Raw genomic sequence first — 26,418 nt, forward strand, 5'->3', positions numbered from 1 at the left:
ACATTCTTTAGGCCAACCAAATAATTTTCCCGTTTAGGAAAGTATCTTTGTTTCCCTGTTCGTATGGTACGTATGGCACTCGCGGAAAACCTCGTCATCGTGTTCGTCGCGGGATTGATCACCGCGCTAGCGACGGGAATCGGTGCGTTGCCGTTCTTCTTCGTCGATGACTTCAGCGACCGATGGAACGTTGGGTTGTGGGGAATCGCATCGGGGATCATGGTGACGGTGTCCGTGTTCGGCCTCGTCGACGAGGGGCTCGCGTACGCCTCGAGCGGGTTTCCGACGCTGATGGTCGGTGGGCTGCTCACGGGTGTCGTGCTGGTCGAAGTCTCCGACCGGATACTCGGCAGCGTCGATGTCGGCACCAGCGCGGATCGTCAAGGCGAAGACGAACACGACCGCGAGTACGAATACGATCACGAGGGGGCCGAACCCAACGAGACACGAGCAAACGGCGCTGGTTACGGGCGCAATGGTCCGCCGATCGAGGCGACGGTATTCGCCGAGGGAGACCTGAGGAAACTCGTCCTCATTCTCGGCATCCTCACGATCCACAGCTTCCCCGAGGGTGTGGCGATCGGCGTCTCGTTCGCCGAGCTGGGGCTGGACGGGGGCATGTCGATACTCGGGCTTTCGATCCCGCTACTCGCAGTGTTCATAACGGTCGCCATCTCGATCCACAACATTCCGGAAGGGACCGCCATCGCCATTCCGATGCGGACGATGGGACTGTCCAAGTGGCGGATGGTCGGAGCGGCGATCTTCTCGAGTCTACCCCAGCCCATTGGCGCGGTCATCGCGTTCGTGTTCGTCTCGTGGGCCGAGGCGTTCTTGCCCTTCGGCTTCGGATTCGCCGCCGGCGCGATGGTCTACCTGGTCGTGACGGAGTTCATCCCCGAAGCGCTGGAAACCGGCGCGGACTTGCCGAACCGCGGTCGCCACGAACTCCTCGTCGGATTCGGCGCAGGAGTCGTAGCGATGTTGCCCGTCCTGTTCGTCTGAACCGTATTTTCCGGTCATGTCGGCCACGAATCGGTTCGTCGGTGTGAGTTTAATCGGTCTTGCCGTCGTCGGTCGACGCATGGACGCGGACACTGCGGAGTTCGACTTTCTCGTTATCGGCCCGGGGTCCGGACTCGACGTGGCGAGCGCCGTCGCGAATCGCAGCCAGTCGGTCGCGGTCGTCGAAAGAGGCCCGCTCGCGGCACCCGTCTTAACAGAGTTGTATCCCCTCGAAGAAACTGCTGTACCACGCGGAGGTGATGGAAACGGTCATCACAGGCCTCGTTACCCGATCCGTGATCCGTCCCCCGGCACTAAGGTCGTCGAAAACGACCGTACACATCATGACTGCCGCAATCAGACGACTCATCCTCGACGTCATGAAGCCGCAGGAGCCGGATATCCTCGAGTTCGCCGGCACTGCGGCTGACTGTGCAGGCGTCGCCGGCGTAAACGCAGTGCTGGTCGAGACCGATCGCGAGGTTCAGAACCTCAAGCTCACGATCGAAGGCGAAGGCATCGACGTGAGTGCCCTCGAGGAGGCCATCAGCGATCTCGGCGGAACGGTTCACTCGATCGATCAGGTCGTCTGCGGCGAGCGCCTCGTCGAACAGATCGGAACGCCCCAAGATCGGTGACCCGGTGAGCGACGTGCCTTCGCTTCGCGACCGCCTCGATACCGTTCGCGGTCTCCTCGAGGACGAGGAGGTCCGATCTATCTCGCGGCGGTACTTCATCTCCAACGGGTTCGATGGCACGCTGACGAGCATCGGCGTCGTCGTCGGTGCCTACCTTTCGGGGGTTGCCGACGGCCCCACCGTGATCACGATCGGTCTCGGCGCCGCTGTCGGCCTGGGAACGTCCGGCGTCTGGAGCGTCTGGGAGATCGAACGCGCCGAGAAACAGGCCGAACTACTGGCACTCGAGCGAGCGATGCTGACCGACCTCGATGACACGGCGATCCAGCAACGGCGAGCAGGCGCTCGCAAGATCAATGCGGTCGCGAGCGGAATCGGACCACTCATCGGCGTTCTCCTGCCACTGATACCGTTTCTCGGACAGGGCGTCGTCGTCTCCATGCTCGAGGCGACGCTGCTCGCCATCGCCGTCGGTGTCTGCGTGTTGTTCACGTTCGGCGCGTATCTGGGTGCGATTTCGAAACAGAACTGGATCGTCGTCGCGATTCTGAACCTGTTCTTGCCCGGGTGACGTCCCAAGACCGAGGCGCTCGAGCAGGAGGACCGGTCACCCGGCTCGACGGCCAGCGGTTTTGTCACATCGTCGCGGACAGTATCCGTTGTTCTTCTCGCTCGGCGCAGCGCTTGATTCCCCGGAGCATCTTGCGCTCCATGAGAAAGTGCGCGGGTTCCCAGAAGAGGTAGTCGACCGCCTCGCCGAGTATCGGATGCTCCGACAGCGGTCCGATCGACGACCGACTCGGGTCCGACCGCGTGCGAGCGATCAGTCTCGTCGTACCCTCGTCGACCGGTTCGAGGACGAACGCCCACGTCCACGCCGGTGATTCGCCGGGCGGCCTGAGCACGACCGCTCGCTCGGGATCGAGACGTGCGACCTCCGGAGCGGATTCGGGCGACGAGACGGGATAGTCTTCGGGCGCTAACCTGACGACGTCGCCCTCCTCGAGGTCCTGATACTCCGGGACGATCCGGTCGACGTTGTGGATGTCCGCTCCGACGGTCCGCTCGAGCCAGTCGTAGCTGTAAAAGCCGCCGCGACCCTGTCCGATCTGGACGATCCACGGCCAGACCGCCTCGGTGGGAGCGTCGATCTCGGTCGCGTGGGTGACCTGCTCCGTCGCGTCCGGGAGAAGGTCGTCGCCCGGGAGCGAGCCCAGTGCTTCGTCCTCGGTCACGCCCCAGCGGCGGTGCCAGGGACGGATCGCGACGTGGTACGCGCCCGCGAGGAGGAGCACGGCCGTCGCGACGACTCGCCTGCTGGCCCCGTTCACCCGGCCTCGTTTTTCGTCTCTGGTATTGGATTCCACCAATTCCTCGCTCGCCTTGGCCTCCGCATCGGACTCGATGCGCTCGAGTGCACGCGACATCAGGTAGCCCGCGAACGGACCAATGACGCGCCAGTACCGCCGGAAGTTTCGGCGAGCGCGGTCGTCGGTCGTCGCGGTGCGCGCCTCGTAGGACAGCAGCGTCCGCCCCTGGCCGTACGGTCGGACGGACAGTCCGATCGCGAGTTTCGCGTAGCCCGGCTCGTCGAACGTCGCGAACTCCGCTGCGTCGATCCGTCGCCACTCGATCGACGGTCGCCAGAACTTCCCGACCGCGCCGAAGACGAACTCCTCATCCCGGGCTTCGTCGAGCAGCGTCCACTCGTCGGTCTCCGAAACGTCGGCGAACCGCATCCGTTCGGGCGGCGGTGCTCCGGAACCTCCTCGAATCCGGCTCGCGATTACCATCGGCACGTTTCGCAACGCACCGAGGGCGCGGACGATCGGCCCGGTGTCCAGTAGGTCGGCGGTGAGCATCACCTCGTAGGTCGTCTCGGGATCGGCGTCGACGACCGCGTGTCGGATCGTCGCGACGTCGTACTCGGGGAGATAACGGTCGATCAGCATCGATGAGTCGGCGCTATCTGACGGATCGCTCGCGAAGGCGTTTCGTATCATTGCTTTCTCACCGCTCACTGCGACGACAGCGAACGTAAATCGGTAGCCTCGGCGTCGCTGTCGCGTCGATCCGTTGGCATCACTGCAGACACCCGCGCCAAAGACGTCGATGGCGACGCTCAGTCCGCTCTACAACGTCACCCGCGGTTGCAGCGACTCGGATCGGTCCCCACCGAGATTGATGAGCCATTCGTAATCGTACGACGTCTGGCCGCGATACATCGTCTATCGACTCGGAATCGCAACCGCCTACGACCGGTCGCCACTCGAATCGGTTTTCACGGACACTGGCTACGAGGTGTAGTGCTCCGATATCGGTCACGGATTTTCGGCCAGTCTGGCGCTGGCGAACGTACCGCTCGAGACGGTCGTCGTCGCGCCGATAGTCTGTCGGCGTTCACTCGAGTTCCGCCTCGTCGCCCGAGACAGGCGGCGTGACGCCGAGGCGACCTTCGACGAACGCGGCCACGTCACCGGCGAACGCCTCGACTTCGGCCCAGTCCGTGAACTCGACGTCCCCCGACGCGTCGGCCTCGGGCATCTCGGAAATAGTTCGCTTGGCGATCTGCTTCATCAGCAGCCGCTTGAGGAAGCCATACTCCGAGTAGCGCAGCGCACCGCCGAAGAAGCCGACCCGATCGGGGTGCCACTCCGTCTCCGCGGCGAACTCCTCGAAGTAGCCCGCCGCCTGCGCTCGACCCTCCTCGGTCGCGGACGACAGCGACACCTGAAAGAACGCCGTCGGCATCGCGTTCAGCTCCGCTTGATTCGATCGAATGAACTCGAGGACCGACGACTGGTGTTTGCCGGCGTGGATCGACGCGCCGACGAGAGCCGCGTCGAACTCGCCGAGGTCGAACGCAGCCGGACGGTCGTCGACGTCGATCGTCGGCGCGTCGTGTCCGCGTTTGCCGAGCACATCGGCGATACGAGCAGCCACGGATTCTGTCTGTCCCTCACCGGTGCCGTAGAGCACGAGAAAGGATATCATTGGATTAGTACCCCTACCTCGAGTGCAAGTATAAAACGATCACCTGGTCGAATCCCCACCGACGCTCGATTGACGGACCGCTCTCTACAGAGAATGCGATTGATCTCGAGGGCGTTGGTGACGACCACGACATCGTTCTGCAGATTTCTACAGCGACCAGTATCGATCCCGTCTGCGGCCCGAATCGGTTCCGAAGGGGATGGGAAACGACTATCGATCAGCCTAGTCGCGGATAACGGTGACAGAGACCGGCGACCGGTGGACAACCATATCGGCGACGCTGCCGAGCAACAGTCGCGTCTCTCCGGTTCGTCCGTGGCTGCCTATGACGATGTGATCGATCTCGTTCTCCTCGGCGTAGTCGACGATTTCGCGTGTGGGTTCGCCGATCTCGGTTTCGATATCGAGCGCCACGTCGTATTTACTCGCCAGTTCACATGCGTCGTCGAAAATTTTTTCTCCGCTCCGTTCGCCCGCCCATACCACTCGTCGAATCCGTGGGGCGGTTCGTTTCTGACGCCGACGTCGGTCGGTGAACTGTAGGCGAGATCCGTGGGATCGAGTACGTGAAGCGCGATGACGGACGCGTCGTTGTACTCCTCGAACGCGTGCTCCAGCGCTCGTTTAGATGGCGGTGATCCACCGACAGGAACCAGTAGTTGCCGAGACACCGAACTGGCGTCCCTCGCGGAGTCCCAAGGTACTATCCGGCGAACCTCGGTCCAGACGCGCACTGGCTTCCGTCTCGATCCGAAGTCGACGCTACCGGACGACGATGACGGGGACCGGCGATCGACGGACGACGTTTTCCGCGACGCTTCCGAGTAGGATACGCGAAATCCCCTCACGGCTATGGCTTCCGATGACAATCGTATCGTACGCCTCCTTCTCCGCCAGATCGACGATCTCGTGATCGGGTTTCCCGGTAACAGTTTCGGTATCGAGATCGCGGCCGCGGTCCGCGGCGAGTTCGGTCGCATCGTCGAGGATATCGTGTCCGTGATCGCGGGCCCGATCGACGGCGGGAATCCGCTCTTCGGGATCTTGGAATACCGCCGAGTAGCCTTCCGGAACCGGGACGACGTATAGGGCGACTACGTCCGCATCCGGAAACTTCTCGAGCGCGTACTCGAGTGCGTCTTTCGCCGGTTCCGAACCGTCGTACGGAACGAGGAGTCGGTTACTCATGTGAGTCTACACGTGATCCACCGATATAATACGGTGACCGTGTTTGAGCCGCCAGTACGACTATCGAACACCGATTTGACGTGTTCCGTGGGGCAACCTGCACGGCTCAACTCCGTATTCCCTGGCTATGTACTCGACAGACTCGTATGAGCGTCAGAACACCTGCAGATATTGTCACGTCTCCTGTAGGATTCTCACAGATCTACGACAAGCCGTCGGCTCGGCGTGACAACGTTCGTTCTCGACAGCCTCTCAGATGGGGTCGTTCTACCCGCTCACGGAGTAGCTGTCAATGGGAGGGAAAATGCATCGAGATCAAATCCGAACGGTCCAGTACCGTCTTGTCTCGTGAAACTGTCAGGTTTCTACCGCGAAGCCGAGTGAAACCTGATTTGGGACCGTATGACGCATATCTTTCATTTTTCACGTCGTCTTACTGATCGCTACCACCGGCTCAGCGAAGGATGCACCGATTTCCCGCGATACGTCGGTAGAACTGCCAAAATTTACACACATACGGTCGTAATAGCGGCTACTGGAAATAGGCTATTTTCGAAACAGATGCGGCCCAACATGGAGTAATTCAAACAGTATCTTGATCTGAGATTCGATACGATCAAGCCTCGCGACAATTTTCCATTATGATGTATAGTTGATGTCCTGGCCATGCTACACGGCCTCGCCGCCAGAAGGCTTGAAAGTCGATGGTTCGAGCATTTTCACAGATCGCTCGTTCGTCGCTGTCATCGCGATAATCCTCGCGTACGCCGACGAGATCGGTCCCGAAATCACGATTGTTGCGTCATAAAACGATTACGCGGTGTTGATTTCACTTCGAGATCATTGATTGAACTGATAGAACAAGCCTGTGTACTCAACAATTATCATTGATGACTACGAATAGTACACTATGTTTCCTGAACACATCGAGACGGAACGCCTCCATCTCGAACGGTTTACACACGACACTGTGGATGTGTTTGCCCTCCATGAGTTCTACAGCACGGGCGACGAAACTGCGGAGATGTTCGAGTACTGGGATTCGAACCCCCACGACACGGTGAAAGAGACGTACGACTACGTGTACAAAGCAGAACAACTGTGGAACGATGGGGAGGCTGCAAAATACGTGATACGGCCAAAGGAAGGCGAAGACGATGCAGGTGCCATCGCTGGAACGACGGGCCTGTACCCCGACTGGGAGAAACGGTCTGCCAGCCTCGGTATCATCCTCGACAAGCGATTTTGGGGGCGCGGCTATTCAGGTGAACGAGCCGATGCCATCCTCTCCGTCGCGTTTGACCGACTCGACCTCGAACTCGTTGTTGCCGCCCATGGTGACGGGAACGAGAAGTCTCGACGTGCAATCGAAAAGTATGTTGAACGGTATGACGGTCAATACGAGGGGCTTTTGCGGAATTGGCATCCGCAGGCCGATACCGTAGCCGACGTTCACAGATACACGATTTCACGAGAGGAGTATTTCGAGGCATCCGACCGCTAATTAGCTGTTCTATGACCACTCGCTGAGATGGTCAATCGAGGTTACGCGGTCGTACTCAACCCCCGTTATTTTTGCGCTGCTCGTTGGATCTTCAGTATGGTCCACTCGATTCTCGTTCCCTACGACGGATCCCAGCGCTCGCAGTCAGCATTGCAGTACGCAGCCGATATCTTTGGCGGCGAGACGATTACCGCACTCCACACGCTCGACCCGTTCGCGACGATTCCGGATTCGGAAGAACAGGCACGAGAACGATACGAACGGGCGGAGGACGTCCTCGGAACCGTACGCGCCGTCGCAGACGTTCGTTCGACAACGATCTCGTCCGAATTCGTCTACGGGCACGCGATTCACACGATCCTGCGATACGCCGACCTGTATACGTTCGATCGGATCGTGATCCACGGAACCCATCGTTCGGATACCGCAGCCGATTCAATCGGGAACGTACCCGAAGCGATCGTCCGCCGGGCGCGGGTTCCGGTCACCGTCCTTCGATCGACGTTCAACGATGGACGAATCGCGTCTCCGGATACGGTGCTGGTTCCCTTCGACGGATCGTCTCCGTCGTGTAACGCGTTGAAACACGCGATCGACACGTTTCCGGACGCGACGGTGCACGTGCTCTACGTGCGGTATCCGTTCGTGGACGATCTCGACCACCTCGGCATACGCAGCGGCGACTGCACCGATTTCAAGGAGTGGTACGATGCAGTCCGAACCTGGCACGAGCGAGCGGATCGGGACGCGGACCGCGTTCTGGGGATCGCAGACTCGATTGTGGACGATACCGATGCGAATCTCCAATCGGCAATCGAGTCTGGGGTCCCGCCGCGTGTCATCCTCGAGTACGCCGATCGAATCGGGGCCGACCACGTTCTCATCGGTAGCCACAGCCACGACGGCGGAACGCATATTTTGCTCGGGAGCGTCGCCGAGCGGATCGTTCGACGATCGTCCACGCCGGTAACGATCGTCAGGTGATTACGGCCCCATCGGCGAGCGGACGTTCGGTGGCCGCTACTCGTCCCCCGGAGGGTGGGCGGCAGTCCTCGGTGTGTGGTCCCTCTGCAGTCGTCGATTCGAAATTTGTAGATCGCGAGCCCGCCCGTCAGGTACGCTAGCTCAAGGACGTCCGCTACCAGTTCGCAGCGATAATATTTGATCGTCCCGGCGTGGGCGTCGTACTCGACCACACCCCCGGATCTCGAGCGCCGGTAAGTGAACGTGGCGGAGTTCGATTTCCCAGGTCTCGGCGCTCGCGCGGGCGTCTTCGTCGGACAACGTGGCTCCCAACCGGTCGAAGTCGATACGGTCGTCTTCCACCGTATGTGTGAGTGATGTCTGCTGTGGGACTTCGATGACGTTTACGGCGATCACTTCGGCGTTTTCCGCATCGTGTTCGTGTGCACTGGCCGCTGCCATGCGAAGGAAATCGCGTTCCGTCTCGGGGTTCGCAACGGGAAGGAAGACTCGATACTGTCCCATTCCGTCTGCGGCCGGCGTCGATTTGGGTGCAATCGCTTCGCCCAACAGGCTCTCGCTGAGCGTCGAACCAGAACGTGTCGGTAAGGACGGCGACGTTGTGGGAATCGCTACGCTCGATAGCATCACTCGGACAGGGGATGCGACAACTGTCACCGTTGGCGACGTGGTGGCTCGAGAGACGGTATCAGTTTCGGCAGAGACGGCTGCGATGGACGCGTTGGTGCAACTCTGGTCGAACCACGCCGATCAGTTGCTCGTCGAAACGGACGGCCACGTGATCGGTGCTGTGACCGGGTCCGGCATCATCGAGGTTGCAGATCTTCGGAAATAGGCGGGGATCGTGTGAGTCTGGTGGCGATTACGGGTCCTCGCGGCGGATTTGCTCCGGCGGGGCCTCGAGTTCGACTTCGACCTCGTTCGTTCGCATGAACGGCGGCGTCCATGGATCGTTGTACTGGAGGAGCGTCGGCTCGCCGCGCCGCTCGATATCTTGCCGTGAGAGCTCCTCGAGCAGATGGGCTCGCTCTCGATCGACGCGTTCATTGGTCGCGTACCACGAGAACCGTCGAACCGCCACCGTACGCGGTGGGTCGACGACGAGCCGAACAGCCGGATCGGTCGGCACCGGTGCGGTCTCGTCGGTGTACGTTCGCGGTAGGTAGAATGCCATCATCACCTCGTCGCCGTCTGACTCTGTTCGCACGGGAGCGGTCATCGGGATCGACGTCCCGCGGACTGTAACCGGTGTGGTCATCGCTACGTCTTCGCGACGCGTGTTTTCACCCGAGATGTAGCGAAAGAGCCGTCTGAACGCCGTCGCTGCGTCAGGAGCCGTTGTCTCGGCACGGATCGTCCGCGGGTAGCGGCGGATCTCGATACCGTCGAAGCGATCCAGCGTCTCCAACGGGACGCGTTCGGTCGTTCGGGTGACGTACACACCCCACCCGATCCACAGTCCGACCAGCGCGGCGGTTCCGAGTAGTAGCTTTCGTACGAATCGCATAGGCGTCGCACGACTCAAATCCCAATAGATCTGGGGGGCAATTCACTGCCCCGCAACGATCAGAACCGTTACGGTTCGTCTGGAACGTATAAGTTCAGGAACGTCGTCGTTCGATGCGTGAACGCTACAGCGGCACAACCGATCGAATTCGAGTCTCTGACCAAGTATTACGGCGACGTTCGAGGGGTCGAGGAACTCACGTTCACCGTCGACGAGGGCGAAATCTTCGGTTTTTTGGGTCCGAACGGAGCGGGAAAGTCGACGGCGATTCGGCTCCTCCTCGGTCTGTTGAAACCCACCGACGGTTCGGTGTCGTTGCTGGGACGAGACGTCACGAACCGGGTCGAACTGCGCGACGTGAAACGACACGTTGGCTACCTTCCGAGTGATGTTACCTTCTACGATCGTGTGACCGGTGTGGACGTCCTCGACCACTTTGGTCGGCTTCGCGGTGACGAGCGTCGATCTGAACTCCTCAAGCGGTTTCCGGTGCCTCTCGAGCGGCACGTGAAAACGTATTCGAGCGGTAACAAGCAAAAACTCGCCATCGTCGCGACGTTCATGCACGATCCCGAGGTGGCGATCATGGACGAGCCGACCGCTGGCTTGGATCCACTCGTCCAACACGAATTCTACGAACTGCTCGAGGAGCGACAGGAGGAAGGACAAACGAGTTTCTTCTCCTCACATGTCCTGAGCGAGGTTCGCCGCGTCTGCGATCGCGTCGGGATCATCAGAGACGGGCGGCTAATCGAACTCGATACCGTCAGCAACATCCTCGCGGAAGGCGGCACCGTCGCCAGGGTCCGATTGGCCGAGGAGCCGCCGGCCGCATCTCTCGAGTTCCCTGGTGTCGCGCACGTCGACCGGCGGAACGGCGAGTATCGACTAGTTCTCTCCAAAGAGTTTGACGCTCTAATCGATCGATTAGACGAGTACACCGTTATCGATCTGGAGGTCCGTGAGGCCTCTATCGAAGACGTATTCATGCACTTTTACGACGGCGCGGACAACGCGATGGAGACCGATTCCACGACGGTAGACGACGGTCTCTGATACGGTCTGCTGTCAGTCACTACCGGGTCGACGGTGTCCCGTCATCCGGTTGCTCCGATACACGGTGACAGCGATCGTATGAAGGGAGAGGCTGTACACCTCGGCGTCATCGCCTTCGTAGCCACCAGATCGCAGCGAGGAGTAAAACGATCCCGACTGCGACGAATGGCGCTATGGAGTCGGCGTCTGTGTCTTCCTCGGCCTCGACGATCGAGAGCGGAATCGACTCCGGCTGCTCGATCATCCGGTCGCCCGCATCGGTCTCGTAGGTGAGCGTGAGCGCGACGCTGGTAGTCGTCTCGATCGAATCCGGCGACGACTCGACGGCGAACCATGCCGTTTTGGACTCGCCTGGCTCGAGCGTTCCGACGTACGCCGTCGGCGAGTCGCTCGTCAAGGGTGGCCCAACCTCGATCGTCGCGACGACGCCGGTTGCCGGCTCGTCGTCTTCATTTGTGATCCGGACCTCGTACATCCCCTCGTCGTCGACGGGTACGTCCTCGGTTACGGGTGTCACTTCGAACGATCGGGGCTCATCGATCTCTACCTCGAGCAGCGTCGGACCGCCGGTTCGGACGCCCGCATCTTCCGAACCGACGATCCCGCCGTCGGTTTCGGCCGGCGGACTCTCGTTGGCGAGGTCGTCGACGTCGATCCGGTACTGGACGGTCGCAAACAGCGGATACGATCCCGGATCGACGTCCGCAGCCGCGATGTCGACCGTCACGGTTTCTTCGTCCCCGGGAGAGAGGTCGTCGACGACGACGGACCGAGTCGGCTGCGTTGCTGCCGGGGGACCGAATGTCACGACACCGTTCTGAGACTGCACCGTCACGACGATGTCGGTCGCCTCCTGGTCGCCCTCGTTAGCTACCTCAAGCGATAGCGTCGTCGCGTCCCCCGCGCCGATGGACTGTTCGTCGTCGACTGCAACGGTGACGTTTCCTTCTGGCCCCTGAACGAGCCCACCCTCCTCCGCTCGCGGGTCGGTCGGCGGGGGCCACGACGTATCGACGGGCGGTTGGACCGGAGATCCGTTCTGAATCGGCGTATCGGCTGGTACGTCGCTTTCGTTGTCTGTCGGTTCCCCTGCGTTCTCCTCCTCGGGCGGGAGTTCGTCTTGCACAGATTCAAGTGAGTCTACTTCGGGGAGCGGTGTCGCCGCGACGGCACTCGTTGCGAGCGAGCCGATGACGAAGAGCGTGCACGCGATGAGAACCGTTCGCCACGCCAGACGACGTTCCGTCCGCTCTCGATCAATCACACCCGTCTTGGGATGAACCACTCGATAATAAACGGTTTCACCTGTTACAGATACGAATGGGACAATTACTGAACCGTTATCGTGCAAACAGATCATTACTGCGAACGGTCACCGCTGTCTTGACACGGTTATAAGCGACTGCTGCTCGTCGGGAATCGGCAACGGCCGATTCACGATGCTCGAGATCACCTCGTTCGAGGCCGATCGCCGGCTTCGAGGGTCGCTGTTACTCGGCAGTGCGCTGATCGCGCTGATCGTCCTCACCATCGCGCTCTTTCCGTCGATTCAAGAATCGGGCGTAGATCTCGACGCCTACCTCGAATCGCTCCCGCCAGAGGCAACGCGTGCGTTCGTAGGGAACGTGACGACATTGACCACGATCGAGGGGTACCTCGTCTCCCAGCTGTACCAGTTCGGCTGGGTGTTGTTGCTCGCGGTCTACTATGCGTACGCCGCCGCCTCGACGGTCGCTGGGGAGGTCGAACGCGGGACAGTGGAGCTAACGTTGTCCCTGCCGATAACTCGGACTCGAGCGGTGGTAGCCAAGTTCCTATCACTCGTTCCAGGAGTCGTCCTCGTGAATGCGATCACGTTTTTCGCGGTGTACGTTGGCGTCGCCCTCGTCGACGAGTCGATCGACGCAGTGGATCTGTTTGCCGTCCATGCGTACTCGGTCGCCTACCTGCTGGCTTGCGCCAGCGTCGGACTGCTTGCGTCGGTCACGTTTGATTCTGTTCGCCGCGCGCAGACCGCTGGTTCCGGGGCGGTTTTCGGGCTGTTTCTCCTCGACACGTTCACGTTCAACACTGACTACGAGTGGCTCGGCGACATCGCGTTCTCGCGGTACTTCGACCCCGGCGCAATTCTTATCGATGGCGACGTGTCGTGGAGCGACCTGTCTATTCTCCTTATCGCAATCGTCGTGCTGATCGTCGCCAGTGCCGAATACTTCGAACGCCGCGACCTCTCTGGGTGACGTGTAATGTCCGAGTCGCATTCTCAACCGTCTCTCGTCTCAACCGCTGAACGCTTCTTTCTCTTCTCGAGCGATCGCATATAGTACGAAAACCAACAACACGAAGACGGAGAATAATGCGAGGCCGACGTATCTAATTTCGTGTTTCCACGCGAACAACAACCTGATACCGCTGAGCCCGATCGCTGTGCAGAGTAGTACCCAAAAGAGTCGGTCACGGGTACGCAATTTTCGAACGCTCATTCGTCGATATTCTCCCCATTTACGACGGTTGGGAGTCGATCGATGAAAACCACAACCTCCCAGCGGATGACCGGTACGCCGTCCTCGTCGTACTCGACCGGTGAGACGAACTTCATGGCCTGTCCGAGATAAATGACGAGTCCGGGGAGCTGTGCCAACGCAGCGCTGATAACGCTCGACGTAAGTGCGCTGTGAACGATTCGATGGCTGAACCGCGTTCGTTTCGCGAACTACTCGTCCGGGTGAAGCAGATTTTTGTCACCCTCACTTCAGCAAATAGCTCGATATCATTTTCCGTGATCAGTTTCGTGAACGTGACGATATCACCGACACTTACGCCCGGTTCGCCTTCGTCGTCGTACTCGTAGCTCCACTCGAGCTCTTCCCTCGTGATCGACTCGAGCGACGGCGTCGACACGCCATTGATCATCATAGCGTCCATCACGAAATGTGAGAGATCAGTCGCGGTAACGAGTTCAATGAACCTCTCATTATCAAGGACCGGGAGCTGGTTGATTTGGTGCTCGTAAAGCACCTTTGCTGCTTCGTGAACAGACGTCAGCGGTTCGATGGAGATCAATGGTTCCGACATGAACTCGCGCGTCGTCTGCATCATCAGCTCGTTCGACGCGATTAGCGACACGAAATCGGATCGCGTGACGATACCGATCGGGTCGCCGTCGTCAACGATCGCAATCGATTCGAGTCCCAACTCAACGAAGCGTCTAGCAAGCTCGTCGACGGTATCGTCCGGTAGAGCCGTCTCGACGGCATCCATCACGTCTTCCACAGATACTGAAACGACCATGGGTTACGGACCACGTCGAGATCCATAACCACCTGACGCCACCCAAAGCGTCTTTTTCATCAGGGGTGTTCGTTATCTTCCCATGATCCCGAACGGAGACGTCGACGCTGAGTGGTTGCGATCGAGAGGCTGGTGGTGGGCGTTCGCGTTCGCGCTCTCGATTGTGTTGATCGCTGCATTGCGCGACTATCTCGGTTGGATCGTCTTCGGGATCTTCCTGTACTACGTCGCTCGCCCCATCTCGAGGCGGCTCCACCAACGCGGATTCTCGTCGGGAACGAGCGCCGCCGTGACGCTCGTTCTCATTGTCCTTCCCTTCGTTGGTGTCCTATTCGTTATCATGTCGCTTGCGATCATTCAGATCGCTACGCTGGAGGTAACCGATTTTGACGTCGTTCTCGAACGGCTTTTTCCGAGAGTAGATGCCGACGAACTTCCGACGACCGAACCCGAACTGTATCCGTTCGCGGAGGATCTCGCAACCGATCCGAGGCTTAGCACCATTGTGCAGTGGCTCAGCGGGCTCGTCGGTCAATTTCTCACTGCATCGTATTTGTTGCTCGTTACGTTTCTGTTTGCGTTCTTTCTGGTCCGCGACGAACGCCAAATCGGGCGGTGGCTTCGAACCGAGATCATCGGGGAGAAACCCAACGTAACGACGTATCTACGGAACGTTGACGAGGGATTGCAGTCCGTCTTTTTCGGATATACGCTGACGATTCTCGCGATCGTGCTGTTAGCTGGCGTCGTATACACAGGGCTCAACGTGATCGCGCCGACGGGGCTCGAGATTCCACAGGTCCTTTTGCTGGCGATCGTGACCGGGCTCGCGTCGGTGATTCCGCTCGTCGGCCGGAACATCGTGTACGCAAGTATCGTCGGCTACCTCGCACTGACAGCGATTCGAACGGACCCCACCGCCCTCTGGTTTCCCGTCGCGTTCTACGTCGTCATGGGTCTCTTGTTCGATGGCGTCATCCGAACCTACGTGCGACCGATTCTTTCGGGACGAATGTTTCCGACGGGGCTAGTACTATTTGCGTACATCTTAGGCCCGCCAATCTTCGGCTGGTACGGAATTTTTCTCGGCCCAGTCATCATGGTCGTCACAGTAGTGTTCGTTCAACACCAATTACCACGATTGCTCCACGGCGATCATCATTCTCCCGGAACCTCTGAGTATAGCGATCACGATTCGGAGAATCCGTGATAGACGACGTTTCTACCCCGGAATTTTACCTAGCCTTCTGAGTATTCGTCCGCAACCAAATCGGCTGTAACCCCGTCACAGTTCCAACCCCGAACAGAAGGGGTAGACAGTACGTCGCCGCTCGATACAGAAGCGTCGCAGCCGTCGCGTCCGCTGCCGGCACGTCTGCAGTCGTAACGAGCAACAGGATGGATACCGATTCGACGCTTCCAAGGCCCCGGAAGGGGGAGAACGTTCGTTATCCCACCGAGTGGAACAAGGAAGAGGACTACTTCGGGCGGGACCGCGTAACCAACGGCGTAGAGGGTGAGCCAGAGTGCGCTCGAGAGGAGCAACCAGCCGCTCGTCGAGTACGCGAGTTCGTGTTTTACTGTCCGCGGTGTGATTTCGCGTCTCTGGTGAGCCTGCGGTCAGTGTTCGAATATCGGATGCTGACTTCGATCCGTCAATCTATGCTTAGCGTTCCGTCAGCCGGAAATGAGTAGCGGTGACATGATCGCGATGCCGATGACCAACCCGACCGCCAGTTCGAGCCGTCCGCTGCCGGAGAGCTGTGATCCCCGCGTGCGCGCTTCCGGAAGGAGTTCGAAAATAACGAGGAAAATCATCGCACCGGCCGCAAAACCCAGTCCGATTGGGAGCACCGCTCGAGTGACGTTGACGAAGTAGAAGGCGATCACCGCCGCAATCGGTTGTGGTAAACTCGAGAACAACACCCATCCCAGGATCTTGGTGTTCGATAACCCGGCGGTTTTCAGCGGAATCGCGACCGCTAACCCTTCGGGGACGTTTTGGATCGCAATAGCCGTGGTGACGAAGACGGCGAGTAGTGGAACGGTAAACCTGAGGACGTCAATGCCACGACCTCCAACCGGTAGATCCGCGAACGCGACGCCGACCGCGACGCCTTCGGGAAAGCTGTGGACGGTTAGCGTCCCGACGATGAGTACTAACTGTCTGAAATCGGCTTCTGAGATCGTTTCCGGGTGGAATTCGTAGTTCGAAAGCGCCCGCTTTGCGACAATAACGAGGCCGACCCCGGCCACAGCACCGCCAACGACGAGTAACGGTGATCCCTGTCGGAGTCCTTCCGGGAGCAGTCCGAAGAGGGAGGCAGAAAGCATGACGCCCGACGCGAGTCCCCAGAGGACGACGTAAATCTGGTCACTGATTTCATCGATGAAAAAGAACGGAAGCGCGCCTAATCCGGCGGCCAAATTAGTGAGGATGGCAGCGACGAGGACGAACGTCAAATCTTGGAGGAAGGTCATGGATAGCGGGCGCCGCGTGGACGTACACGTATGTTCGGAGGATACAATAAGCTGTCTCGGTCTCGGTTCCCTGGCGCGGTATTCACCGAGGAAAAGTCAGTGTCCAGACTGATCACCCACCAGGGTGGGGATCGATACTGTCGAATGTCGTAGTCGCGAGCGAGCCGCGGTTTCATTACTCGTTCCCGCGATCGTCTTCGCCGTCGCAGGGGTAGCGGTGTATTTGGCCGGCGTCCAGCTATCCGACACCACCGACGTTCTCTCCGTTCGCTGGGGCTTAGGCGAAGCGCTCAGCGGCCTCCTTTTGCTGGCGATCGCGACAAATTTTCCCGAGTTCGTCATCACGACCAGCGCGGCGGCGCCCTCGAGTGGAGCAGTTCGACCCTCGTCGACGGGATGGGCGTGAGCGGCGCTCTGTCCGGTGCGAGTGCGCTCGCGGCGGAACCCACTTTGTCACCTCGTTCCAGCAAAGAGCGTGGCGTGATTACAGATTTGAAACGGTTGTTGTCCGAATTGGTCACGTGAGTGCCTTCTCTGTCCACTCAAAAAATGGATCGTCAGTGCTCTCCATCTCCTCGAGAAGTGCTTCCTGCAAACAGTGACGCACTGACTCGTACTCGGGGTGATCGATCAGATTGCGAAGTTCGTGCGGGTCTGAATCGTGATCGTACAGTTCGTCGATATCGAACGCGTTATGAACGTATTTGAAACGGTGGCTCGCGAGCATCCGCTGTGAGTAGAATCCAAACTCGTCGCCGTGATACTCCGCGAAAACCCGTTGCGGCCAATCCGCCGGTGTCGTTCCTTCGAGAAGCGGGCGAATACTCCTCCCGTCGATCCCAGAAGGCGCATCGAGACCGGCGATATCGAGAATCGTCGGCATGTGGTCGTGCAGTTGGACGAATTCCGTACAGACCGATCCGGGCTCGACGACGTCCGGCCATCGAACGACAAGCGGGACGTGGTACGTCTCCTCGTACATGAGGGGTCCCTTGTTGAACTGTCGGTGACTCCCGGTGAAGTCGCCGTGGTCCGAAGTGTGGACGACGACGGTGTTCTCCGTTAATCCGAGTTCGTCAAGCGCGGCGAGCAGGCGGTCGACCTGATCTGCGATAAACGACACGTACCCGAAGTACTTGCTCACGATCGCCGCCCAGTCGTCCCAGTCGAAGCTACGGACGCCTCGATTGGCGAGTTGCAACTCGTGAATACGCGGTTTACCGTCGAAGGTTTCCGAATACGACGACCACGGCTCGATCTCTTCGGGATCGTACATCGAGGCGTACGGCTCCGGAACGACGTACGGATGATGCGGACCCGGATAGTCGAGTCGGTGAAGAAAGGGAGTATCATCGTCTGCATACCGACGGAGGCGATCGATCGTGAGTTCCGTGTAATAGTACGTCCGCGTGGCCTCGATCGGAATCGGCAGTGTTGCCGAGATGAGATCCGGATCGTCGGAGTGATCCGTATACAACTCGTCTTCGAGATCGATTTCGTCGGAATCGATGCCGAACGAGCGATGATACGCGCGAAGTGTATCGTCCAACACGTTGGAGTCAGTTCCTTGGTAATGATCGAAACCAAAGTGTTCCGGACGTTGGTCTCGTCCGACGTGCCACTTCCCGACGTAGCTGGTTTCGTACCCAGCTGCTTGGAGCGATCGGGCGAACGTCGGAAACCGCTCTGGGAGATTCCGAAGGACAGCTTCCTCTTCATGGCAGTTGTTCAACATGCCGTGGTTATGTGGATACAGGCCGGTAAGTAGCGACGCCCTCGCACTGGTGCAGATGCTGCTCGGTGTGTAGGCGCGTTCGAAGTGCATACCTTCTGCTCGCAATCGATCGTACCCTGACGTTCGCACTTCCGGTCCGTCGGATGCGCTGACATCGTAACGCTCCTGGTCGGTGACTAGGAGGAGCACGTTTGGTCGAGTTACCATGCAGACTCGCCAACATCCGGACGTAAAAATTGATTTCCTGGTTTCATTTGATCGTTTTGTAATACGTGAGTAGGGTGGTGTTCGTCCGTAATCGTAAACAGCGAGATCGAATCTATAACGGGTGAACGGGGTCGATTCGAGCAACAAATCGGGCTTCTGTGGGCTCCACTCGTTGATTTTTCACGCTTCGCGTAGTGAAGCACACTGTGACGGACGTTCATGTCTTCCTCACAGTGGGGATCGCTCTCGCTGGAGCGCTCGTTCTCGGCGAACTCGTCGAACGAGCAGGCGAGCCAATCATTCTGGGTGAAATCCTCGTCGGTGTCATCCTCGGTGTGCACGTCCTCGGGATCGTCGATCCGTCAGGAACGTTCGCGGTACTCGCCGCGATCGGTTCGATGCTGTTGTTGTTCGACGCTGGTTACGAGGAGATCGATCTCGGCGACCTCGAGCGTGGTGGCGTCCCTGTCGCTATCATTGCGCTATTTGGTGCGGGACTCCCAGCGATAATCGGCGTCGCGATCGGACTCGCTTTTGGGTACTCGCTCGCTGCGAGCGGAATCCTGGCAATTACAATGGGTGTCACGTCAATCGGGATCACCGCGCGAGTATTTCTCGACCTCGATCGTCTCGACACGCGTTACGGTCTTCACGTGATAGGCGCGGCAGTTACCGCCGAAATAGGTGGTCTCATTGCCTTTTCGCTGCTACTGACGACGCAACAAGCTGGAGCATCGGCCGGTCAATACGTGCGCATTTTCGGACTCATCGCTGTGTTCTTTCTCGGGATAATCGTCGTTCAACGGTTTCTGATTGAACGAGTGTCTCGCGTTCTCGCCCGGTTTCAACAACCAGGCGCGGATCTGCTGGGTATCATGGGAGTATTATTTCTGTTCGGGTACGCGGCTGACGCAGCCGGGTTAGACGTGATCGTCGGCGGCTTGATCACCGGACTAATCGTCGGGAGCGAACGTCGATTTCGCGACGTGGAAATCCGCGGGGGCATCGTCGGGATCGCCTACGGAGTGTTCATTCCGTTATTCTTCGTTAACGTTGGCGCTCAGATGGATCCGTCTGTCCTTTTTCAGTTTGACCTACTCGTTATCGCTGTCGTCACGGCGGGTGTGTTTGCGAAAATTAGTGGCAGTTATCTCAGTGCGTGGATCGTCGGCCACCCGAGCGATGAAGCGCTGATTGTTGGGGTCGGAATGCTTCCCCGCGCTGGCGTTGAGCTAGTCGTGGTAACTGGGGCGCTCGCCGAAGGGATTATCGATCAACGACTGTTTTCGGCGGTTCTCGCACTCGTACTCGTTTCCGTGCTTTCGACGCCCCCTCTTTTGAAGCGGGCAATCAACCGGATGGATCGGTGAATCAATCACCCCTTCTGACCGAATGAGCTCCCGTTTCGAATCGTCAGCAATGCTCTCGATTGGAATGCCTTCTATGCGGTGCTGGAGAGACTAGGGATGATCACGTGTTCACAACCACACGTATTGAGTAGGTCAACCCCAACTTCTGGAGCAAATGTTGCCGTCGTTGGAGATAATGTTGAGCTTGGCTCTGAAGACACGGTTCTCTTAGAATATACTCATAAAACAGACAGGTTCATTTTGAGGGCATCGTCTAGTTAGCGTGATTTGAGAAGCGAGCAGGTCGTAGAGTTAGTTTGGATCTCTCTGACGCAGAGTTTCTCGTCGGTGATGCTGGATATCTGACTGCACTCTCTCGCTTCGGATTGGGCGGTCACCTCGACTATGTCAACCGAAGCCACATCGAAAGGTGGTTTCATACCCTCAAAATGCGGATCGACCGCTTCCATAATTCGTAGGTTGGTAGTCGGGCAAGCGTTAGAGAGTGGCTTGAACAGTTCGCACACTACTATAACACACAGCGACCGCACCAACCACTCAACTAACAACCGCCAGCGGAGGTGCTAAACTAGACAGTGCCCTTGAGACGGTCGTCGTCACACCGATAGTCCGTCGGCGTTCACTCGAGTTCCGCCTCGTCGCCCGAGACAGGCGGCGTGACGCCGAGGCGATCTTCGACGAACGCGGCCACGTCGCCGGCGAACGCCTCGACTTCGGCCCAGTCCGTGAACTCGATGTCCCCCGACGCGTCGGCCTCGGGCATCTCGGAAATAGTTCGCTTGGCGATCTGCTTCATCAGCAGCCGCTTAAGGAAGCCGTACTCCGAGTAGCGCAGCGCACCGTCGAAGAAGCCGACCCGATCGGCCTTGTCGCTCCCGTCGACGGCGATCAAAATCCGGCCGTACATGTCCCACCCCTCGACTCCTACGTTCTTCGCCAGCAGGCTGGGACGACACTACTCGTCTCGGGCGTTCTGTTTGAATTGTCATCTCGTAAGCATCTGTTTCAGAGTTTGTAGACCAGACAGACGTGCAAGAGGGAAGCACTTCACGCACGAACCCGCTCGGCTGTCAGACATAGTTCAACGACGTCGTCGAAGCGAGGATATTTCACTCGAACGTTCTTCGAATCTTATCGCTGGTTCGATTCATACCCCTGTTCGGAGAAGGCACGGTACCGAGAACATCATGCGTTCACCATCCACTCACGATCGAACGTTGACCGATTACGGACCGATCGTCGGTTCCGACCGAATTCGGCACATACAGACGCTCGCAGACAACCTCAGTGAGACTCGAGTGCTCCACGTCAATTCGGCGGCGTCCGGCGGCGGCGTCGCGGAACTGCTTCGATCGCTCGTTCCGCTGTTCATGGACGTGGGAGTAGAGACCGATTGGTTCGTCATGGATGCCGGTGAGTCGTTCTTCGACGTGACGAAATCGCTCCACAACGGTCTGCAGGGGGACGAGATCACGCTGACCGATGAGATGAAGGCGACGTACCGCACCGTTACCGAACGAAACGCTACCGCGGTTACGAATGCGTACGATATCATCGTCTTGCACGATCCACAGCCGCTTGGGATGATTTCGTTCCTGAAAGACCGATATCCAGACACTACGTTCGTCTGGCGCTGCCATCTCGACGTAACGTCCCCGGCGCGGTCGATCCTCGAGTTCGTCTCGGATTACGTTCGTCGATTCGATCACGTCGTGTTCAGTCGGGCCGCGTACGGACGGGAGGTCGCCGGCCCTGCATCGACCGTTATCCATCCCGCTATCGATCCACTGGGAGAAAAGAATCGGCGACTCGATCAAGCGGAGGCGGCCATCGAACGCAATCGGTTAGAAGCCGATGGTCTCTCATTCGATGTGCCCGTAGTGACCCAGGTATCCCGATTCGATCCGTGGAAGGACCACTCAGGAGTGATAGACGCCTTTCGTCGAATCAAAACGATCGTCCCAAACGCACGACTGGTTCTGGTAGGTGGAATGGCGGACGACGACCCGGAAGGCGTCGAGATCTACGACCGCACCGTCGCAAAGGTGTCCGACGATACGGACGTCCACGTTCTGACGGATCTCCCCGATACGACCGTCAACTTCCTGCAACGACACGCGGACGTCGTCGTTCAGAAGTCGTTACGGGAGGGGTTCGGACTCGTAGTTTCGGAGGCGCTCTGGAAGCGAACGCCGGTGATCGGATCGAACGTCGGCGGGATTCCGCTTCAAATAGCCGACGCCGAAAACGGCTACCTCGTCGAGCCAACCGATCTCGAGACCGTTTCGGATCGAATGATACGCCTGCTCACCGACGGATCGCTCCGTCAGCAGTTGGGAAATCACGGACGTATGACCATTCGGAAACAGTTCCTGCTGCCTCGCCAACTCGCGGACTGTCTCGAGTTGTTCGGTGAACTCAGAGACACAGTGTAACGTATCCGTCTCACAGGCCGGTTTTGGGATCACTCGCTCTCGGGTTGCGGTCCGCCACCCGTCTGTGCCTCTTCGGCGTCACCCCAACCGCCAGCGTCAACGACTTCGAATAGCTTCTCCCAGTTCTCGTCCCGTCGGTCTTCGGGAAGCTGATCGCGGAGTTGCTGAAAATCAGATGGAGGAACCTGCGTCCGAACGAGATCGACGATGACGCGGGCGTGGTACGAAGCCTCGGACGGATCAGTCCCTTCGATTTCGCTCACTCGCGAGACGAACTCCCGCCAGTCGAATCGCTGGCCGTGCTCGTTGACGGCGCCGGTCATGTACCAGCGGATCTCCATCGGGAGCGAGGCCGCGAGATCCTCGGCTGCGCCGTCCGGAATCCGCTGTCCGAGCGTCATGAGCGTCGCTCTAATCGCTCGAACGGTTTCACCCGTTCCGGGTAGCTCGAGTCGATGCTGAACCTGACCGGTGAACTCGTCGAAATTCATAGCACTCGAAGATTGCACACCGCTCAGTAGTATAAAACCCCTCTCGTCGGCGTATCAGTTGTCGTTTCGACGAGGGTCGGTGTTCGACGGTCGAGCGAACCCGAAACGAACGTTCCTCGAACCAACTCCACGACGGACGCACCGAGAGATACCAAAGAATCTCGCGGTTCCGGTACGTATACTGTCGTATGAACGCCCAGCGACTCAAGCGGTTCCTCGAGTTCTTCGTCATCGGCATCGTTTTCGGCGTCACCGAGGACGTTCTCGCCGTCGTAATCGCGACGGACGCAGCGGTCACGCCGGACGTGATTGGTATCGTTGTACTAATTGCGATCCCGTTTGCCGTCCTTTCGGAACTCGTCGTGGATCACCCGAAGTTCCTCCACTTCGATCAACTGGCGCTTCGCATTCGGGGCGGTCTCTCGAGGGGCGGATCGACCGACGAGACGCTCCCGCCTCGGATCCACCGTGACGGACAGCGAGATCACCTCTTCTCTCCCTCCCATCACCACCATCGGTGCAACATCTGCGGAGACGACTACGAGACGGGTGCGCTTCTGCGCGAACACGTCGAACGCAGTCATCCGTCGGTGGACGTTATCTGGTGGATCATCGCAGAATCGCCGGAGGCCGTTCCTCGGTTTTCTCAGGACTAGGGGCGTCTCGAACGTACCGTCAGCGACTACCGAACCCGCTGCGGACCGGGTCAATTAGCGACGGACCGCCCTACCGATTCGGTTGTTTCATCCGTTTCGTTCGGTCCGCGAGATGGTTCGAACCTCGAGGATGCGCCGTTTTCGCCCACTGTTCGACGGCGGGTGGGCGTCGGACGACTCTCGAGCGACGCCGGCACCGCGTAGCCGATAGAACACGCAGCAAACAGTGGACTCGAAGTCGTTCATCGAGCAAAAACCGAGTAGAACCGACCCGATCATAACATAACTGACATCTGTAAAGTATATGTCCGATCCGAGTGTGATAGAATTACGCCTATGTACGATACGATCCTCGTGGCGACGGACGGAAGCGACGCCGCAAACCGTGCAATCGATCACGCGACCGATCTCGCCTCGTCGTTCGACGCTGATCTGCACGCGATCTACGTCGTCGACACGACGCGGTACGGACGATCGGTGCTGTCCGAAGCGGGCGGCGTCCTCGAAGAACTCGAGGGACGTGGAGCGGAGGTTCTCGAAGACGTCGCCGCGAGGACAGACGTCGACCTCACGGCCGAAATACGAAGCGGACGTCCGGACGAAGAGATCGACTCCTACGCCTCGGCTATCGAGGCCGACCTCGTCGTTCTCGGCAATCGGGGACTCGGATCCGGCCCTGACGAACAGCTCGGAAGCGTCGCCGAACGGGTCGTTCGAACCGCGGGTCGGCCGGTGATCACGGCTTGATCGGAGGACGACCCGCCCGGAACGTGTCAAACGTCGCGATGAAAGGTATATGCCTCGGTTCGGTGTGCCACCGAGTGGTTCAATGTACGACACGATTCTCGTTCCGACCGACGGAAGCGATCCGGCGAACCGCGCCGTCGAACACGCGCTGGCGCTCGCAGAGCAGTACGACGCTCGCGTTCACGCGTTGTACTGCGTGGAGACGTACCGGTACGGAGAACCTGCATTGAGTAGTACTGCGATCGTCCTCAACCAGCTCGAGGAACAGGGGCAAGCGATGCTCAAGGAGTTAGGCGATCGCGCGGACAACGCCGGTATCGAGTGTACGTGGGATGTCTGTCACGGTCGTCCCTGGGAGGAGGCCCTCGACGCAGCTGACGAGATCGATGCCGATCTCGTCGTGATCGGCTACCAGGGCCAGAGTCACGCTCGAGCCGGCAAAATCGGCAGTGTCGCCGAACGCATCGTCCGCTCGGCGGATCGGCCGGTGTTGACTGCGTGACCCACGGCGGTAGTTTCCCTTCACTCCAAGTTCGACCGCCCGATCGGGAGAATATCCATTCATCGATCGCCGCGAGCAAGCGTGGCGGAACGCGATAGGCAGTCGAAACCGACGAAAACCGAATCGAAGAGATGGTCCTGGCAGCTGTTCGTCACCTCCCATTATCTGTTAGTCTTCGAGTGCGGGCTACCAGAGGTGCCATCTGCCCTCGGCTCGATGGTGTCCGAGCGTTCCGTCTTCGACCATCTTGGAGAATCGTTCGAGTAGCACGTCGGCCGAGACGTCACACTCATCAGCAAGATTCGGAGTATTCACGACGGGAACGGGTGTGGGACGGATCGGCTCGATGGTCTCCGCAGTCGACACGTGAACCGTGACGATTTGGATCAATTCTCGAGAGACCGATACGTCGATTCCACAGGATAGTCACCGGTTGCCAGGCGCCGACTCCTTGCCAACGCGAACGTCACGATCGGGGCGGGTGAGAATTATAACGGAGTCTGTGGTACGGTGACTGCCATGACAGCAGTCAAAGTCATTCGAGTTATGGGAACGTCAGAAGAATCATGGGAAGACGCCGCTCACGAAGCGTTCCGTGAAGCGAGCCAGACGGTTGACGACATCTCCGGTGTTCACGTCGAACATTGGACAGCAGATGTCGAAGACGGCGAGATCGTTCAGTACAAAGCGACGACCGAAATCGCGTTTCCGGTCGAGCACTGACCGTTCAGCAGCACGACTTCGGCAATAGTCGACTAGAATACAGCCGGTACGATCATCGAAGGGGCCACGGGTTCTCGATTCGGTATCTGTGCTACTGTACAAAGCGATCTCGCCTCGATCGACTCGCTCTCGGGAGCGGCGCCCAACAGGTCATCGGCTCGGCACCGGTGTCCGTCTTGACGGGATACCCGTTGCTCGTACGGTTCGACCCGGGTGCGTTTCTTGTACTCCCGCGATGTTGATCAGGTATGGGAGCACACGTACTCGTGCCACTTGACGGCTCACCGCAATCGTGGGCAGCGTTCGACCATGCGGTCGCGAATTACGACGGCGAGACGATCACAGCGTTACACGTCGTTGATCCGATGGAAGGCGTGTACAGCGATTCTGGAGGCGGCGGTTACTACGATGCACAGGCCCACGAACGGGCCATCGAACGCGGTAAGGAACTTGGCGAACAGGCACGCGACCGAGCAGACGACGCAGGTATTCTCGACACGACAGTCCTCGAGACCGCAGTCGAAACGGGGCGGCCTGCTCGAACGATTCTCAAATACGCTGATGAGAACGACGTCGACCACATCGTTATAGGCAGCCACGGTCGATCCGGTGTCGCCCGAATTTTGCTCGGAAGCGTCGCCGAAACCGTAACGCGGCGAGCATCGGTTCCGGTGACGATCGTCCGATAACGAAACGGATCGGCGGCGGACCGGGACGGGTAGGAGGGAGGCGCGTTCGTAGTCATCCGTTCGACGTTCACCATCCCCGACGTCGTAGCTCGATTCGCGGCGACCTCGAGAACGGACGCAGACATTCGTCGCGGAATTCCGCGGGAACGTAACGATTTCGCAGTACTGAGCCTGAACGTTCGAGGACGGCCTGCTTCCGGCGCTGCTGTCGTTGC

At 59.0% G+C, this 26,418-nt stretch carries 29 protein-coding genes and 4 pseudogenes; 19 read left to right on the plus strand and 14 right to left on the minus strand.

The genetic code is table 11. The features are described from left to right. Positions 1-72: 72 nt before the first annotated feature. The 4 genes and pseudogenes from DWB23_RS12535 (at position 73) to DWB23_RS12550 (ending at position 2,214) form a co-directional block, all read left to right on the plus strand. Positions 73-1,005, plus strand: a complete 933-nt coding sequence (locus tag DWB23_RS12535) for a ZIP family metal transporter (protein ID WP_121743188.1) — start codon at positions 73-75, stop codon at positions 1,003-1,005. Positions 1,006-1,084: 79 nt separating this feature from the next. Then, positions 1,085-1,277, plus strand: a pseudogene (locus DWB23_RS12540) (dihydrolipoamide dehydrogenase); the annotation flags it as partial. A gap of 72 nt (positions 1,278-1,349) precedes the next feature. Beyond that, positions 1,350-1,643, plus strand: a complete 294-nt coding sequence (locus tag DWB23_RS12545; protein ID WP_121743664.1) for a DUF211 domain-containing protein — start codon at positions 1,350-1,352, stop codon at positions 1,641-1,643. Positions 1,644-1,647: 4 nt separating this feature from the next. Further along, entirely contained in the window at positions 1,648-2,214 is a 567-nt protein-coding gene (locus DWB23_RS12550) for a VIT1/CCC1 transporter family protein (RefSeq protein WP_121743189.1), read from the plus strand. Between the two features lie 64 nt (positions 2,215-2,278). On the opposite strand, the gene DWB23_RS23450 is transcribed toward DWB23_RS12550, so the two are convergent. The 4 genes and pseudogenes from DWB23_RS23450 to DWB23_RS12575 all read right to left on the minus strand — a co-directional run bounded on the left by DWB23_RS23450 (position 2,279) and on the right by DWB23_RS12575 (position 5,825). Next, positions 2,279-3,646 (minus strand): hypothetical protein, encoded by a 1,368-nt coding sequence (locus DWB23_RS23450; RefSeq protein ID WP_238717416.1) that lies wholly within the window; start codon positions 3,644-3,646, stop codon positions 2,279-2,281. 397 nt (positions 3,647-4,043) lie between these two features. Next, positions 4,044-4,637, minus strand: a complete 594-nt coding sequence (locus DWB23_RS12565; RefSeq protein WP_121743190.1) for a flavodoxin domain-containing protein — start codon at positions 4,635-4,637, stop codon at positions 4,044-4,046. 222 nt (positions 4,638-4,859) lie between these two features. Then, positions 4,860-5,308 (minus strand): annotated as a pseudogene (locus DWB23_RS12570) (universal stress protein). Positions 5,309-5,399: 91 nt separating this feature from the next. Next, on the minus strand, positions 5,400-5,825 hold the full coding sequence (locus DWB23_RS12575; protein ID WP_121743191.1) for a universal stress protein: 426 nt from the start codon (positions 5,823-5,825) through the stop codon (positions 5,400-5,402). A gap of 910 nt (positions 5,826-6,735) precedes the next feature. On the opposite strand from DWB23_RS12575, the gene DWB23_RS12580 reads away from it, so the two are divergent. Together DWB23_RS12580 and DWB23_RS12585 are read left to right on the plus strand one after the other, a co-directional pair. Continuing rightward, positions 6,736-7,329 carry a GNAT family N-acetyltransferase gene (locus DWB23_RS12580; protein ID WP_121743192.1) on the plus strand — a complete coding sequence of 198 codons (594 nt, stop codon included), beginning with the start codon at positions 6,736-6,738 and terminating at the stop codon, positions 7,327-7,329. A 96-nt stretch (positions 7,330-7,425) separates the two neighbouring features. After that, on the plus strand, positions 7,426-8,313 hold the full coding sequence (locus DWB23_RS12585; protein ID WP_121743193.1) for a universal stress protein: 888 nt from the start codon (positions 7,426-7,428) through the stop codon (positions 8,311-8,313). A 141-nt stretch (positions 8,314-8,454) separates the two neighbouring features. Here the strand turns inward: DWB23_RS12585 and DWB23_RS23455 are convergent, their stop codons facing one another. Next, entirely contained in the window at positions 8,455-8,817 is a 363-nt protein-coding gene (locus tag DWB23_RS23455) for a hypothetical protein (protein WP_238717417.1), read from the minus strand. 97 nt (positions 8,818-8,914) lie between these two features. Between DWB23_RS23455 and DWB23_RS23025 the strand changes: the two genes are divergently transcribed. Continuing rightward, positions 8,915-9,148 (plus strand): CBS domain-containing protein, encoded by a 234-nt coding sequence (locus DWB23_RS23025; protein WP_162989809.1) that lies wholly within the window; start codon positions 8,915-8,917, stop codon positions 9,146-9,148. Between the two features lie 27 nt (positions 9,149-9,175). Here the strand turns inward: DWB23_RS23025 and DWB23_RS12595 are convergent, their stop codons facing one another. Next, on the minus strand, positions 9,176-9,820 hold the full coding sequence (locus DWB23_RS12595; protein ID WP_121743194.1) for an SOUL family heme-binding protein: 645 nt from the start codon (positions 9,818-9,820) through the stop codon (positions 9,176-9,178). A gap of 117 nt (positions 9,821-9,937) precedes the next feature. Here DWB23_RS12595 and DWB23_RS12600 point away from each other — a divergent pair, with 117 nt between their 5' ends. Then, positions 9,938-10,876 carry an ABC transporter ATP-binding protein gene (locus DWB23_RS12600; RefSeq protein ID WP_121743195.1) on the plus strand — a complete coding sequence of 313 codons (939 nt, stop codon included), beginning with the start codon at positions 9,938-9,940 and terminating at the stop codon, positions 10,874-10,876. A gap of 106 nt (positions 10,877-10,982) precedes the next feature. Here the strand turns inward: DWB23_RS12600 and DWB23_RS12605 are convergent, their stop codons facing one another. Continuing rightward, entirely contained in the window at positions 10,983-12,140 is a 1,158-nt protein-coding gene (locus DWB23_RS12605; RefSeq protein ID WP_238717418.1) for a COG1361 S-layer family protein, read from the minus strand. Positions 12,141-12,315: 175 nt separating this feature from the next. On the opposite strand from DWB23_RS12605, the gene DWB23_RS12610 reads away from it, so the two are divergent. Further along, a complete protein-coding gene (locus DWB23_RS12610; RefSeq protein ID WP_121743196.1) occupies positions 12,316-13,116 on the plus strand; it encodes an ABC transporter permease in 801 nt (266 codons plus the stop codon). 239 nt (positions 13,117-13,355) lie between these two features. Here DWB23_RS12610 and DWB23_RS23985 read toward each other — a convergent pair whose 3' ends face one another. Beyond that, on the minus strand, positions 13,356-13,559 hold the full coding sequence (locus tag DWB23_RS23985) for a hotdog family protein (protein WP_121743198.1): 204 nt from the start codon (positions 13,557-13,559) through the stop codon (positions 13,356-13,358). Then, positions 13,472-14,167, minus strand: coding sequence for a CBS domain-containing protein (locus tag DWB23_RS12625; RefSeq protein ID WP_121743199.1), 696 nt, complete (start codon positions 14,165-14,167; stop codon positions 13,472-13,474). Before DWB23_RS12625 ends, DWB23_RS23985 begins: the two co-directional genes overlap by 88 nt. 82 nt (positions 14,168-14,249) lie before the next feature. On the opposite strand from DWB23_RS12625, the gene DWB23_RS12630 reads away from it, so the two are divergent. Continuing rightward, positions 14,250-15,377 carry an AI-2E family transporter gene (locus DWB23_RS12630; protein WP_121743200.1) on the plus strand — a complete coding sequence of 376 codons (1,128 nt, stop codon included), beginning with the start codon at positions 14,250-14,252 and terminating at the stop codon, positions 15,375-15,377. A 467-nt stretch (positions 15,378-15,844) separates the two neighbouring features. Here the strand turns inward: DWB23_RS12630 and DWB23_RS12640 are convergent, their stop codons facing one another. Further along, complete coding sequence (locus DWB23_RS12640) at positions 15,845-16,648, minus strand: ZIP family metal transporter (protein ID WP_121743202.1); 804 nt, start codon at positions 16,646-16,648, stop codon at positions 15,845-15,847. 124 nt (positions 16,649-16,772) lie between these two features. On the opposite strand from DWB23_RS12640, the gene DWB23_RS23990 reads away from it, so the two are divergent. After that, positions 16,773-17,054, plus strand: coding sequence for a hypothetical protein (locus tag DWB23_RS23990; RefSeq protein WP_394341750.1), 282 nt, complete (start codon positions 16,773-16,775; stop codon positions 17,052-17,054). A 111-nt stretch (positions 17,055-17,165) separates the two neighbouring features. Here the strand turns inward: DWB23_RS23990 and DWB23_RS12650 are convergent, their stop codons facing one another. Beyond that, positions 17,166-18,590, minus strand: coding sequence for a sulfatase-like hydrolase/transferase (locus DWB23_RS12650; RefSeq protein WP_121743203.1), 1,425 nt, complete (start codon positions 18,588-18,590; stop codon positions 17,166-17,168). A 233-nt stretch (positions 18,591-18,823) separates the two neighbouring features. On the opposite strand from DWB23_RS12650, the gene DWB23_RS12655 reads away from it, so the two are divergent. Together DWB23_RS12655 and DWB23_RS12660 are read left to right on the plus strand one after the other, a co-directional pair. Then, positions 18,824-19,960 (plus strand): cation:proton antiporter, encoded by a 1,137-nt coding sequence (locus DWB23_RS12655; RefSeq protein ID WP_238717471.1) that lies wholly within the window; start codon positions 18,824-18,826, stop codon positions 19,958-19,960. A 299-nt stretch (positions 19,961-20,259) separates the two neighbouring features. After that, positions 20,260-20,505, plus strand: a pseudogene (locus DWB23_RS12660) (integrase core domain-containing protein); the annotation flags it as partial. 74 nt (positions 20,506-20,579) lie between these two features. On the opposite strand, the pseudogene DWB23_RS12665 reads toward DWB23_RS12660, so the two are convergent. Then, positions 20,580-20,822, minus strand: a pseudogene (locus tag DWB23_RS12665) (protoporphyrinogen oxidase); the annotation flags it as partial. 325 nt (positions 20,823-21,147) lie between these two features. Here DWB23_RS12665 and DWB23_RS12670 point away from each other — a divergent pair. Continuing rightward, a complete protein-coding gene (locus DWB23_RS12670) occupies positions 21,148-22,395 on the plus strand; it encodes a glycosyltransferase (RefSeq protein ID WP_121743205.1) in 1,248 nt (415 codons plus the stop codon). A 29-nt stretch (positions 22,396-22,424) separates the two neighbouring features. On the opposite strand, the gene DWB23_RS12675 is transcribed toward DWB23_RS12670, so the two are convergent. Then, positions 22,425-22,886: a DUF2267 domain-containing protein gene (locus DWB23_RS12675; RefSeq protein ID WP_121743206.1), complete on the minus strand. Its 462-nt coding sequence runs from the start codon at positions 22,884-22,886 to the stop codon at positions 22,425-22,427. Positions 22,887-23,074: 188 nt separating this feature from the next. Here DWB23_RS12675 and DWB23_RS23460 point away from each other — a divergent pair, with 188 nt between their 5' ends. After that, entirely contained in the window at positions 23,075-23,542 is a 468-nt protein-coding gene (locus DWB23_RS23460; RefSeq protein ID WP_238717419.1) for a hypothetical protein, read from the plus strand. 87 nt (positions 23,543-23,629) lie between these two features. Here DWB23_RS23460 and DWB23_RS12685 read toward each other — a convergent pair whose 3' ends face one another. Next, complete coding sequence (locus tag DWB23_RS12685; RefSeq protein ID WP_162989811.1) at positions 23,630-23,788, minus strand: hypothetical protein; 159 nt, start codon at positions 23,786-23,788, stop codon at positions 23,630-23,632. Positions 23,789-23,878: 90 nt separating this feature from the next. On the opposite strand from DWB23_RS12685, the gene DWB23_RS12690 reads away from it, so the two are divergent. The 4 genes from DWB23_RS12690 (at position 23,879) to DWB23_RS12710 (ending at position 26,203) form a co-directional block, all read left to right on the plus strand. Beyond that, the gene (locus DWB23_RS12690) at positions 23,879-24,289 is read left to right on the plus strand and encodes a universal stress protein (protein WP_121743208.1); all 411 of its coding nucleotides are present in this window, start codon (positions 23,879-23,881) and stop codon (positions 24,287-24,289) included. Between the two features lie 82 nt (positions 24,290-24,371). Further along, positions 24,372-24,791: a universal stress protein gene (locus DWB23_RS12695; RefSeq protein ID WP_121743209.1), complete on the plus strand. Its 420-nt coding sequence runs from the start codon at positions 24,372-24,374 to the stop codon at positions 24,789-24,791. A 519-nt stretch (positions 24,792-25,310) separates the two neighbouring features. Then, positions 25,311-25,514, plus strand: coding sequence for a dodecin family protein (locus tag DWB23_RS12705; protein WP_121743211.1), 204 nt, complete (start codon positions 25,311-25,313; stop codon positions 25,512-25,514). A 248-nt stretch (positions 25,515-25,762) separates the two neighbouring features. Further along, positions 25,763-26,203: a universal stress protein gene (locus DWB23_RS12710; RefSeq protein WP_121743212.1), complete on the plus strand. Its 441-nt coding sequence runs from the start codon at positions 25,763-25,765 to the stop codon at positions 26,201-26,203. The last annotated feature ends 215 nt before the right edge of the window (positions 26,204-26,418 follow it).

Origin of the sequence: Natronorubrum halophilum (genome assembly GCF_003670115.1) — an archaeon.
GTDB classification, from domain to species: domain Archaea; phylum Halobacteriota; class Halobacteria; order Halobacteriales; family Natrialbaceae; genus Natronorubrum; species Natronorubrum halophilum.